The 12,532-nt window shown below is 42.1% G+C and carries 10 protein-coding genes and 1 pseudogene; 6 read left to right on the top strand and 5 right to left on the bottom strand.

Annotated features, from left to right (window positions below):
• Both HW45_RS29960 and HW45_RS09045 read left to right on the top strand, forming a co-directional pair.
• Positions 1 to 459, top strand: a pseudogene (locus tag HW45_RS29960) (vWA domain-containing protein); the annotation flags it as partial.
• 5 nt (positions 460 to 464) lie between these two features.
• On the top strand, positions 465 to 2,102 hold the full coding sequence (locus HW45_RS09045) for a BatD family protein (protein WP_051867944.1): 1,638 nt from the start codon (positions 465 to 467) through the stop codon (positions 2,100 to 2,102).
• Between the two features lie 74 nt (positions 2,103 to 2,176).
• On the opposite strand, the gene HW45_RS09040 is transcribed toward HW45_RS09045, so the two are convergent.
• Positions 2,177 to 3,283 carry a porin gene (locus HW45_RS09040; RefSeq protein WP_038226481.1) on the bottom strand — a complete coding sequence of 369 codons (1,107 nt, stop codon included), beginning with the start codon at positions 3,281 to 3,283 and terminating at the stop codon, positions 2,177 to 2,179.
• A 411-nt stretch (positions 3,284 to 3,694) separates the two neighbouring features.
• Positions 3,695 to 4,768, bottom strand: coding sequence for a porin (locus HW45_RS09035; RefSeq protein WP_038226479.1), 1,074 nt, complete (start codon positions 4,766 to 4,768; stop codon positions 3,695 to 3,697).
• A 691-nt stretch (positions 4,769 to 5,459) separates the two neighbouring features.
• On the opposite strand from HW45_RS09035, the gene HW45_RS09030 reads away from it, so the two are divergent.
• On the top strand, positions 5,460 to 6,500 hold the full coding sequence (locus tag HW45_RS09030) for a porin (protein WP_038226477.1): 1,041 nt from the start codon (positions 5,460 to 5,462) through the stop codon (positions 6,498 to 6,500).
• A 336-nt stretch (positions 6,501 to 6,836) separates the two neighbouring features.
• Here HW45_RS09030 and HW45_RS09025 read toward each other — a convergent pair whose 3' ends face one another.
• Both HW45_RS09025 and yfcC read right to left on the bottom strand, forming a co-directional pair.
• Complete coding sequence (locus HW45_RS09025; protein ID WP_038226475.1) at positions 6,837 to 7,817, bottom strand: succinylglutamate desuccinylase/aspartoacylase family protein; 981 nt, start codon at positions 7,815 to 7,817, stop codon at positions 6,837 to 6,839.
• Between the two features lie 76 nt (positions 7,818 to 7,893).
• Complete coding sequence (yfcC, locus tag HW45_RS09020) at positions 7,894 to 9,369, bottom strand: putative basic amino acid antiporter YfcC (protein WP_235225481.1); 1,476 nt, start codon at positions 9,367 to 9,369, stop codon at positions 7,894 to 7,896.
• Between the two features lie 248 nt (positions 9,370 to 9,617).
• On the opposite strand from yfcC, the gene HW45_RS09015 reads away from it, so the two are divergent.
• A complete protein-coding gene (locus HW45_RS09015) occupies positions 9,618 to 10,514 on the top strand; it encodes a DMT family transporter (RefSeq protein ID WP_038226467.1) in 897 nt (298 codons plus the stop codon).
• Between the two features lie 54 nt (positions 10,515 to 10,568).
• A complete protein-coding gene (locus HW45_RS09010; protein ID WP_038226465.1) occupies positions 10,569 to 11,186 on the top strand; it encodes a glutaredoxin domain-containing protein in 618 nt (205 codons plus the stop codon).
• Positions 11,187 to 11,254: 68 nt separating this feature from the next.
• On the opposite strand, the gene HW45_RS30180 is transcribed toward HW45_RS09010, so the two are convergent.
• Complete coding sequence (locus tag HW45_RS30180; protein ID WP_006069063.1) at positions 11,255 to 11,389, bottom strand: hypothetical protein; 135 nt, start codon at positions 11,387 to 11,389, stop codon at positions 11,255 to 11,257.
• Between the two features lie 495 nt (positions 11,390 to 11,884).
• Here HW45_RS30180 and HW45_RS09005 point away from each other — a divergent pair, with 495 nt between their 5' ends.
• Entirely contained in the window at positions 11,885 to 12,514 is a 630-nt protein-coding gene (locus HW45_RS09005; RefSeq protein WP_006069064.1) for a response regulator transcription factor, read from the top strand.
• Positions 12,515 to 12,532: the final 18 nt, after the last annotated feature.

The following is a 12,532-nucleotide window of genomic DNA, read 5'->3' as shown; positions in this document are numbered from 1 at the left end:
CAGCAACAGCAACAGCAACAAAATGGTGACAACGGGGCAAATACAAGTCAACAACAATCGCAGTCTAACGCTAATTCAAACGATAAAGAGAACTCATCTGGTGAAAACGCAAAACCAGACTCAGAGCGCACAAAGAATAAAGCGCAACCAGAGTATTCCGATAATAATAAAGAATCTCGGAATCAGCAGGCAAAGCAGCCTCAAGAGAAAGACAATACAACTCCGGCATCAACCGAGAAAACTGCTAGCGCGAATTCCCGTGATCAACAGTCACAAGATCCTGAAGAGCAACAGCAACCTCAGCTAGCCAAAGAGACAACACAACAAAACGTCGACCCCGATCTTAGAAAACTTGAGCAAATTGAAAGCGTGCGCGACCCAAGTTATTTGCTGCGTGCACAAATGTTGTTGCAATCGAAGAATAAAGAAGTCCCTACCTCAACAGGGAAAGATTGGTAATCACAATGAAGAACATAAAATCTATCACCTTAGTGCTACTCGCTATTATTAGTTCTGCTATCAGCTTTTCATCATGGGCATTAAACGTAACAGCAAGCGTAAACAAGACCAAAGTCAGCAAAGATGAGGTCATTCAGTTAAAAATCGTCGCAGACCAAAAACTAGACGGAAATAAGGTGGACTTTAGTTCGCTTTCAAAAGACTTCTATCTTGGCCGACCGAATTTCAGCTCTTCAGTCAATATCTTGAATGGCACGCGCACAGACAGCAGTATTTGGACGGTGGCGATCGCCCCCCAAAGAATTGGCAAACTGACCATCCCTAGTTTTGATGTTAATGGTGTTGCCACCTCCCCTATTACATTGAACGTTACCATCGATGAGCAAACACCTACGACCAAAGACATGGTTGAAGTTCGTACTCAATTAAGTAAGTCAGAACTTTATCCCAAGGAAAGTGCATTACTAGATACAAGAATCATTGTTAAGGTCGATCCCCGTTTACTGCAAAACCCTAACTTAACCTCACCACAAGCGACAGGGTTAGATATTGAGGCAATGGGCGAGCCTAAACAGTATCAAGCTGTGCTTGATGGTATGGAAGTTATGATTATTGATCAGTCATACAGAGTCACCGCTATCGAGAGTGGCAATTTCGCCATTAAAGCACCAACACTCACGGGTGGTGTTCTCTACGGGAACAACAGAAGTGGAACTACGAAAATCCTCACTTTGGATACCAGCTCACCTACGGTTGACTTAAAAGTTGACCCTATACCGGAAGGCTATAACGATAGTTGGTTACCGACTTCAAAACTTTCTCTGTCTCAAACCTGGAAGTTAGATGATGGCAAAAACGTAGCGTCGAAGTCAGTTTCAATTGCTAGCGGCGACTCCCTAACACGAACCATTACTCTAACGGCAACAGGACTAACGTCAGCTCAGTTTCCTAATATATCGGTCAGTAACCCCGATGCGTTTCGGGTCTATTCAGAAAAGCCATCGTTCAAAAGTAACGATGATGGCAGCGTCACCATGATCACTAAACAAGTTCTCATAGCTCAACATGGTGGCGACTTTACTCTTCCTGCTGTAAAGATTAATTGGTGGGATTCAGTGAATAAAAAGCCAGCCCAAACTGAACAGGAAGGGTTGAACGTTTCGGTAACAGCGAACGAAGTGATTAACGCCGTATCGCCAGTCTCAAGTCCAACATCAAGCTTACCTGGCACAACAACAATCGTTAAAGACTCAGGTAGTTGGCCTTATATCGCCGGATTATTCGCGGCACTCTGGGTTTTATCTAGTGCCATGTGGTACCGCACTAGTAAAGCCAATCAGAACCACCTTAGTGACAACTCACCAATGAGTTCAATAAACAATGCATCGATTAAAGAAAACTTAATCGCTGCGATTAAAAACCGAGATCCAATAGCAACACAAACAGCATATCGGTCATGGAAAGGAACAATCTCATTGTCAGAAGAAGATGATGCACTTTTGAGGAACGAAATAACCAAGATGAACAGTGCGATAATTGGCAGCGACAAAGACGACATATGGGATGATAAGACGGTATTGAAATTGATTGGGAAAGCGAAGGTTCAACAACCCCAAGCAGGGTCAGTACTCGCTCAACTGTAATGTGCAATACCTAATAGATCCAATAAAGCGCCCCTATTGAAGGGGCGCTTTCGTCGTTTTAGGTTTTCAAGACATTATAAGTAGAAACGAGTACCGATAATGAATTGGTTGTCTTTCGCTTTGCGGTAATCAACATTCGCACCAGTCTCGCCTTGGTTGTCGAAGTTATAACCTGTATATGCTCGAACGCGTGGGTTAATTGTATATTCTGCTTGAACAGAAGTTCCCGATTTAACACGCACATTATTTTCTGTGTCTTGCATTTCTTCATGCTTCAGTATTAAGTTCAACCCCATGTCAAATCCGTAAGCAAGAATCGAGTCTACAGCTTGGGTTTTCGCAATTAGTTTGCTGTCGAATGAGTTCATATTTTTGTTGTCAGCGAATGTAGCTGCAACATATAAACCCGCGCCGAAATTACCATACTTAGCTGAAACCAAGTCAGACTCAGCAAGCTTAGCTACATTGCGCTCAACAACATTGCCGCTGTTGAATGCGTAGTTGACGTTGAAACCTGAGATCGTATAGCCAATAGCAACTTGACCACGGTTTTGTGAACTTAGCCAAGTTTGAGTTTTAGTTGAATAAACTTGGTCGCCAGCACCCGCTACCGTTTTGCCATCTTGCTTATAACCAATTGTTTCATCGACCGAGTTAGCACCTTGCCAGCCAGCACCGATTGTTAGAGCACCCGCTTCATCAAAGTCAATAGTATTGTAGTACGCCGCTAACTTATCAGCACGCGCGGTACCAAACAAACCCTGGTTGTCGTATAGGAAATCATTAGACCAGCCGATGGGAGTATCAACAACACCAGCAGCCATGTAGTAAGGGGACCATTGAGTACCTGCTGCGATGCGGCCATATGTCTCGTGGCTAAGGCCGATATAACCCAAACGAGTTTTAAACGTGTTCTTACCACCTTCAAGCATATTCATCGCCCACTCAGCTTTGAAATCTGCCTTAAAGCCATGACCAATATCTTGAATGACTTCAATGTTAATACGTGGTGATTTTTCCTCAACTCGTGCATCTCTCCCAGCATGAGCACCAGTTAAACCGATAGTCGCATGACCACCGATAGACATTTGCGTGCCTTCTTTGTTGTAGATTTCTAGTGCGTTAGCTTGAGTGCCAATAGCTGCTGCGGTTACTGCAAGAGCAAGTAGTGTTTTGTTCATTATGATTTCCATATATGACAGTTAGGTACTTTTATTCGCGTTACAGAACATAAGTACTTGGGTGTTAATGCCGTATTGCTCATAGGTGCTGTGCGTAGCACCGATGACCAATGCGTTAAAAACTTGAAACTTGTAATATGGAGATACTTTAAAGAGAGAGTTCCCAGAAGTGATGTGAAATGAAGTGAAGTTTTAGAGCACAAAGTAATTGCTAAATTTATTATTTAAAAACAATGAACTAACTGAAAGTTAGTTAGGAATTTAGACAATCCAATAGATTTTGTAAGATATTTTTACCACAAAAGCATTTTTGTACTAAATAATACACAAAAATCAAATTAACTGAGTATATATTTAACAAAAAAACCCGCTCTAGGAGCGGGTTTTTAGAATTAGGTAGCTAGCTTTCCATTATAGGAAGAAACGAACACCAGCCATCCACATGTTGTCGCGGTCTTCTTTGAATTCGCCAGTACCTTGTAGGTCGAACTCATAACCAGCGTATGCACGCATGCGAGAAGTTACGTCGTACTCAGCTTGGATTGCTGTAGTTGCGTAGATAGTTTCGCCTTGGTAACCAGAAGCTAGAGCTTTATCGCCATCGTACTTAACTGATTCGTAGTTAACAGATAGGTTTAGGCTGTTAGATAGACCGTAAGCAAGAATCGCTTCGTATGCTTTAGTGTCATCTAATTGGACGCCTTTAGCGCTGTTCATGTAATCATTCATTGCATAAACACCAGCTACATATAGACCTTTGCCGTACGTACCATATTTAGCAGATACTAGGTTAGACGTTGCTTTATCATCTAGGTAGCTAGCGCCAGTTGCTGAAGTGATATCACCACCAGTGTAAGCGTAGTTGATGCCGAAGCCAGCTACATCGTAACCAAGTTGAACTTGTGCACGTTGACCCAAGTTGTACGTTGAACCAGAACCGTTAACTGTGTTATCGATGTCGTTAGCACCCTGCCAACCTAGACCGAAGTTGAATGCACCAGCATTACCGAAGTCAAATGCGTTAGTGTAAGCAAGCATAGCGTCTGCACGACCAGTACCTAGTGCACCGTGGTTGTCGTATAGGAAGTCATTCGCAAAAGCGATTGGAAGGTCAGCTACGCCGCCCGCAGTGTAGTATGGAGCCCACTGAGTACCAACCGCTACGCGACCTAGTTCAGCGTGGCTAACACCGATATAACCTAGACGAGTAGTGAAAGAGTTGTCACCGCCGTCAAGCATGTTTAGAGCCCACTCACCTTTAGCATCAGCAGTAAAGCCGTTGCCTAGATCTTGAGTTGCTTCGAAGTTGATACGTGGAGATACAGAGTTTACACCAGCAGCGTCTTTCTCAGAATCTTGAACGCCAACAGAAACGTGACCACCTACAGAGAAAGTAGAACCGTCTTGGTTGTATAGCTCAACTGCTTGAGCAGTAGTACCGAAAGCTGCAGCAGAAACTGCTAATGCAATAATTTTTTTGTTCATTGGGATTTCCATATTTCAAGTTTTATGTGTCATTTAAATGAATGACATAACGCACATAAAGCTGTTACGTACACAGACATAACACCCATGCATGTAACCCGACTTGATGTAACGCTGGATTAACATGACGAGAGCCACTCTAACCCTAAAGTTCCCAAAGGCTTCATAAAAAGACGTAAAAGATTAAAAACAGTGTTTTCTATTTAACTTTAACCTTAAAAAACAATAATTTAAGACAAGTGATAAAAACATAAAACGATCTAAAGCCTCTATTTAGATGAGAGTGATTGAGTTTTTTTGTTGTTTTTGAGTGATTGAATTCACATTTTTAAACACTTTCCGCTCATTTATCAGACAGAGAAGCACGTAAAATTCAACAAGTTACATTTTGTTATTTCAGTTTAATTAGTCGATTTAAGTCTTCAAAACACATCATTTTTGTCAACAATCGCCCTTTTTTTGAGTAACGCCCGCCAAATTACTTTGTTGTGAGTTATAAAACTGCCAATGAAGCACGCTACTAATGGGCGATAGATCACAAAATAACAAATAGAGGGGAACTAATTAGAGTTTAGAAAGGAAAGCTAGAAAAGGCGTTCTATCCTTCCATTAGGCCACTTATGTCATAAGGCATCAAATGGTCTAGCAGTGGAAACATTGCAGTGGTTAATAATAATCAAAGGATAGAATTATGAAAATGGCAGCCATCGCTACGGCGATTACAACAGCACTAGTCTCTGGTTCAGCACTTGCAGCAGAGGTTTACAGTTCAGACGGCACTTCATTGAATATTGGTGGACGTGCGGAGTTCCGTGGTGATTTTATTGGTAAATCATCAGGCGAAGAACTCAAAGGCTCTATGGATAATAACTCTCGTTTTCGTGTCAACGTAGGTGGTAACACTCAAATCACCAATGACCTATCTGGTTTCGGTTTTTATGAAGCTGAGCAAACCGTAAATTCATCAGGTAGCAACGACTCTAACACATCATTTAAACAACGTTATATGTATGCTGGCCTTTCTACTAATTTTGGGGCTGTGTCATTTGGTCGCCAAGATACGGCTTTAGTCCAGCTATCTCAGATGTCTGACATTGCAACTTACACCGGTGCGCAGAAAGAATTTATTAACGCGGGTAATGAGCAAATCAATAACAACATCTTATATGCAGGTATGTTTGCTGACGATGCACTTTCTTTGAAAGCAAACGTGGTAGCTAGCTCAAAAGAGCAAGATAACAGTTACGGCATTTCAGGTATCTACACACTGCCAATGGGCTTAGGTATAGGTTTGGGTTACGCTGGCGGTGATGTGTGTGGAACAAGAGTACCGGGCAACACCGACAATTGTGTTTCTGGCACTGAGGGAAAAAGCAATCAGTTCACTGGTGGTCTAAGTTTTACGACAGGTCCTTTATACGTGGCTGGTACTTATACTCAAGGTGACATAAATGATAATCTAAATGAAGATTTTAAAGGTTGGGAAATAGCTGGCCAATATAAGTTCCAACAAGGCTTTTTAGCTCAAGCAGTTTATGCGAAGCAAGAAGTAAAAGATAGCGGCACAACCACAAACAAAAACGATTATGTCGAGTTAACAGGTAAGTACTATTTCAATAACTCAATACACTCGTATCTGAGTTACAAGTTTAATATGCTGAAAGCGGATAGCAGCGCGCTATCGAAAGATGCGGATGACTCACTGCGTCTAGGTCTACGTTACGACTTCTAGCATAGCGTATAGATAAGAAGGCTAGGTCATCTTGGCTTAGCCTTCCCTATTTTCGTGCAACTGCACCATATCCTGCCATCATGTCCACACCCTCCTTTCATCAAGAAATATAATCCATAAGTAAAACAAACAATTAGAAATTTAGGAAAATTGGCACAACTACTGCTTTAGTAGTAGAGACAAATGTTAGCAGCATTTGCACTTGCCAGTCTCAGCATGGCGGAGTTGTTTTTCTAAGAGGGAGAAGGTGATTCTTAGCTATGCTATCTAGGCAGAAGAGACTGAACAAGTGGTCACTATTTTTGCCTCCCTAATAGAGGGAGGCGTTTTTTTACTTTATCGGATTAAGCGAACAACAAGAGCCCCCGCCTCTCTCAAACTATCAACGTTGTAGCTAATGACAGTACCATCATTAGGTGCATAGTAACTGTCGGTCATACGACCAAAACTATCATATTGCACTGCCAAAAGTTGTCCCTTTTCCACGCTTTCCAAAAGGGTTACTTGTGGTAAAACAAACCCACCCTTATTAGCACGAACGCTGATGATTTCTGTCCCTTCGATGTCACACGGGGTAACGTTTGGTGATTCCCCTTCAATCATTCCTTGGTTAACAAGTATTTGCTTGATACCGCACACCGCTCTCTCGATAAGTTCAGGTTGAGTCACTTTTCCCATTCCAACTTCTACCGTTATGCAAGGAACACCCGAATTATTCCAGACGGTTTCCAACACACCGTGATCACCTGGATCGTTGAGAATAACATCTGGCTCCATGAGTCGAGCCATCTCCAATGCTTGCTCTAACCTAAAATCTGCAAACACATACAGTGGATAAGTAGCACCACGCGTTTGCGTATGCAGATCGATAGCGATTTCTCCATTTGGCTTTAATAACTGTGTCCAAATTGTATCAAGATAGCGATTGGCTGTATCACCATTCGGATTACCGGGGAAAAATCGATTAAGATTGGCTGGAGATGAATCAGGGTCAGATGAGTGAAAATCTCGACTGTGGTTTAAAATGCCTGACACATTGATCGATGGGACAATCATTACCGAGCCAGCGCTTAATACTTCAGGTAGACGTCTAATCAGTTCATGAGCGGTCAAAACACCGTTTAACTCATCGCCATGCACACCAGCAGTGATAACAACTTTGGGCCCAGGTTTTTCTGCTTTAGCGACAACCACAGGGAGTCGTACCTCAATCCCCATAGCATTGGTTGAGGCTTTAAACCAAAAGTGATGAAGGCCGGCTGATAGGGCTTCAACATCTAATGAGCTGATGGTAGGAAAATTTTCTGACTCAATCACGTGTTTCGTTTCTCTTTCTGATAATAAAAAGCGGGCTAATGCCCGCTTAATCACTACACTAAATCAATGCTTAAGCCTAAGCAAATCCCATTAAGTGTGCTCCAACGACCACAAAGCTTGCTAAAACAAATAGCAGCAGAATAAAGCGCCAGCAGAACCTTGCCCAATCACCCCAATCAATGCGGCAGACCCCTAAGGTTGCCATCAAAGATGCAGAGGTAGGAACAATAACATTGGTAAAACCATCACCCAATTGGAAAGCAAGTACGGCAACTTGACGAGTGACACCTGCAATATCAGCCAACGGCGCTAACAGTGGCATAGTCAACGCTGCCTGACCCGAACCAGAGGTCACAAAGAAGTTAAAGATGGATTGGAACACATACATTAACCAAGCAGCAGCCACATCAGGCAGGCCGCTAATCATTCCACCAGCGCCATTAAGGATCGAATTCAATACACTAGATTCGTCCGTGGTACCGCCGCCAAGAATTAATAGTACGCCCTTGGCACAGCCTACTAGCAAAGCTGGTGCTAACATAATACCTGCACCTTCTTTAAAAGCGTCCGCCATATCGTTAAGGGTCATACCATTCAAGCGGAATACCACACCAATCAGTCCCGCAACAAAACCCATGGTGAAGAACTGAGAAGCAATTTCTGGGATATACCATGCATGTGCTACCACCCCCCATACAACCCAGACGGTTGTTGCCACAACAGTGGTCAGAATGAGAGTATCACCAAGATTCCAGCGTGACTCTTGCACGGTGTCTGTCTGTTTTCTAAAAAAGATGTCGGTACGGTGACTATATGATAATTCTGGATTTGCTTTAATCCGAGATGCATACACCATAGTGAACACAATACCTATGATGGTAAATGCAACCCACATAGCAATTCTCATCGACATACCCGAGAGAACCGGGATTCCAGCGATACCTTGAGCAACGGCCACTGAAAACGGGTTCATCCATGAGGTAGCAAAGCCAATCTGCGTAGCTACGTACGTCACCATTACAGTAGTAATACCATCATAGCCAAGACGTACCATAAGCGGAGCAATAATAATGGCGAAGGCAACGGCTTCTTCTCCCATACCGAATACCGCGCCACCTAAAGAGAACAAAGCAAAAAGAACAGGGATAAAGAGAGCTTCACTTCCTTTGGTTTTATCAATCAAACGTAGAATACCGTTATCGATCGTACCAGTACGCATCACAATTCCAAATGCACCACCAATCACGAGCATAAACATGATTACGCCGATCGCAGAACCCCACTTGGAACCAGAAACTAGTCCTTCAAAAGCAAAGTTCATTAAACCAATGCCGCCACCCGATGCGAATAACCCGACTGACTGATAGACCAAATCACCATTTTCATCAGTCGCATATTGGAATGAATGAGGATCAATAACGGTACGTGACTTCTCTGCACCATCTACCATATAGGTAACTTGCTGACTGTCGAAGTGTCCCGCAGGGATAAAGTAAGTCAAAATTGTCGCAAGAATGCCGACAATGAAAATTAAGATAAGAGTATCTGGCATCTGCCATGTTTTTGTGCCATCAGCAACATGCGCATGCTCTTTAGTATGAGTGTTCATAATTATGTATTAGCCAAGCATAAAATTTGGCATAAATATCCATTAATTGGCATAAAAAATCAATATAGCATCGAATAACATTTGAACATTCGAACCAATAATTGATCTGTAGCAGAAATAAATCCGCCGTTAACCTATTTGGCGCTTGATAAGATCCGTAGTAACATTGAGAAAAAATAAAGAAGTCAATTATGAGCTTACAACACCACCCTATTCAGGGCGCAGCATGGATGCTAGCAGCTGGCGCTTCCTTTGCTCTCGTCAATAACATTGCCCAAATCGTCAGCATTAACTACGGTATGTCCTCTACTATGGTGGCTTTGATTCAATATGCCATCGCTTTTGTAGTTATCATCCCTTATCTGCGAACACTGGGTTTTCGACAGTCGCTGCAAACCTCTCATTTTCCAGCACACCTATTTCGTGTCTTTCTCTCGGTAATCGGTATACAACTATGGATGTGGGCACTGGCTTATCCTGTTCCAATATGGCAGGGCATTGCGCTGTTGATGACGTCGCCTCTTTTTGCAACTTTAGGTTCAGGTTTAATATTAAAGGAAAATGTCGGTCCTGCGCGATGGTTTGCAACGTTGTGTGGTTTTGTTGGTGCCATGATAATCCTAGAACCCTGGTCTGATAACTTCAGTTGGGCATCCTTGCTTCCAGTTGGCGCAGCGTTTTTTTGGGCGTGTTACTCGCTTATGGTGAAAAAGCTCTCTTCCGATGATTCGCCATCAACTATGGTCGTCTACCTGCTACTATTGATAACGCCATTTAACCTTTTCCTTGCTTTACCTGATTGGTCTCTCCCTTCTTCTGGCATCGTATGGGGCTTCCTGATCGTGGCGGGATCACTAACAGCGCTTGCACAGTGGGCTATTGTAAAGGCATATTCGGTGGCAGATGCGTCATTTGTACAGCCTTTTGATCACGCTAAGTTACCGATGAATGTACTTGCTGGTTGGATTGTTTTTGGTTGGGCGCCCCCAGGCCGACTATGGTTAGGAGCAGCTATAATTATAGCGTCGGTGGCATTTATTACTCAGTGGGAAACTAGAAAACGAAAAAGTGCAGTGACTGTGAAATAAAACCCTGAGTTAGCAGTTCTAATTATTAAACGGATTATTTAAGAGGCTAACACTATGGCGGAACCTATCAAAATCACTCTTTATCGTTGGGCAGGTAGTTGGGGACCATTTAAGGTCAACATTCCATGCGGCGAATGTACGTTGACTAAAGACATCCTCAATGACACTTTCAATAACGAATTGTATGGTATCCCCATTGAGTTAGAAGTGAAAGATTGGTTATCTCATTGGTGGGAGCCCTTAAAATCCGGAGCTTGGCATGCCCCTATTTTGATGGTTGAAGGTAAGATAATCAGTCAAGGTGAAGCCCTGAACAGAGGTGTATTGGTTCAATCCGTTATTCAAGAGTGGACAAAGCGCGATACACTTTCAGGTAACATTGTCTATGGTAAAGCAACCTGCCCTTATTGCGTCAAAGCTAAGCAAATGCTTGATGATGCTGGCATTCCTTACACATACTCTGATGTTGTTAAAGATAGCGCTGCCCTTTATCGAATGATCCCCGAAGTAAAGGCACACATAGGATTAAAAACACCAGTAACTGTGCCACAAATCTGGCTAGAAGATGAGTACATTGGCGGTGCAGACAATTTGGCAAGTTGGCTTAGCAAGCGTAATCTCGATAGCAAACCTGATAACGTTCTAGAGTTTGGTGAGAAAAACGTTTCTTGACCAAAAATTAGAGCTGTAAAATAACAAAAAGCCCGCGATTAAATCGCGGGCTTTTTGCAAGAATTCCGTTACTTAGCTAGCTTTTTCATCATTCGCTTGATGAAAGATACTTTTTTAGGTTGTGGCTTGCCATATAGCATCTCGTCAATCATTTTTTTTGCAGCGATTTGACCAATGTAAGCAGCACCTAGTTCATAACCCATGTTCTTTCTCCAATAGGCATTTTGTAATTTAATTACTTTTCTACGTAATTATATACCTAACCAAAGCAAAAACAAGATGCAAATCACATTTAATTGTAATTTAATTACCATTAGTCATATCGCATAATGAGAGATAGCTAACATTATGATAAATAGGTATAAAATATAGAATCCTTCTAATTACTATACTTCTCTCACAACTTATCTCTTCGATATAATCAGTCAAGGTCAACTCAAATTATACGCCGTAACGATAAATTCTATTTATCCATCATTCGTAACTAACTGTTTTAAATAAATAACTCCAATATTCTGACATTATTCCTATATGGAATTTCCATCATTCCACACTTTCAGTGCATTGTTTTCTATACTTCCGAGCATCGTTAATTCGACACTAAAAATAATTCTTAAGATTTTAGACGTAACCGACAAGTGATCGCGCTCTTTTCCCAATCCTGTTTCGCCAATCATTTGTATAGCAAGGTAAAGTGAATGCTCTATCCAAACACGAAAGACTGCCTCATCATTGATAACTACCCGCTAGTTAGGGAAGCACTAGCTCAGATCGTGTCTAGCATCGATGATTTAGATCTAGTCCATCAAACCGGTAATATTCAGACGGCTTTAAACCTAGTAAAAAACAGTAATATCGAACTTATCATCCTAGATGTAAATCTCGCAGAAGCTGACGGTTTTGAGTTCATGCGCAGAGCCTACGCTTGTGGATACAATGGTAAAGCAATCTTCGTATCCAGTTACGGTTACCCAGTATACTCAGAAACTGCGTATAAACTGGGCGTCAACGGTTACATTAGTAAATCAGAAGACAGTCCGCTTATCCGTGATGCGATTAGTGGTGTGATGCGTGGTTACAACCTATTTAAGACTGACTATAAAGAGCGAAGCCGTAACATTGTGCTCTCTCAAAGAGAAACTGTAGTATTTAACTACCTTAAGAAAGGCTATACCAACAAACAAATCTCAGAATTTTTGTCCTTAAGTGCGAAAACAATCAGTACGTACAAGTCTCGTATTCTAGATAAGTATGAAGCGAACTCAATCGTGGAATTGATCAACTCACACGATGTTCTTGAGAGTAAGAAACCCGCCCTAGCAAGTTAGCTAATTTTGAGCAGGAGA

Source organism: Vibrio sp. ER1A (genome assembly GCF_000733315.1).
GTDB lineage: Bacteria > Pseudomonadota > Gammaproteobacteria > Enterobacterales > Vibrionaceae > Vibrio > Vibrio mediterranei.
Note: the sequence above shows the minus strand (reverse complement) of the source record. Positions and strands in the feature narration are given on the sequence as shown.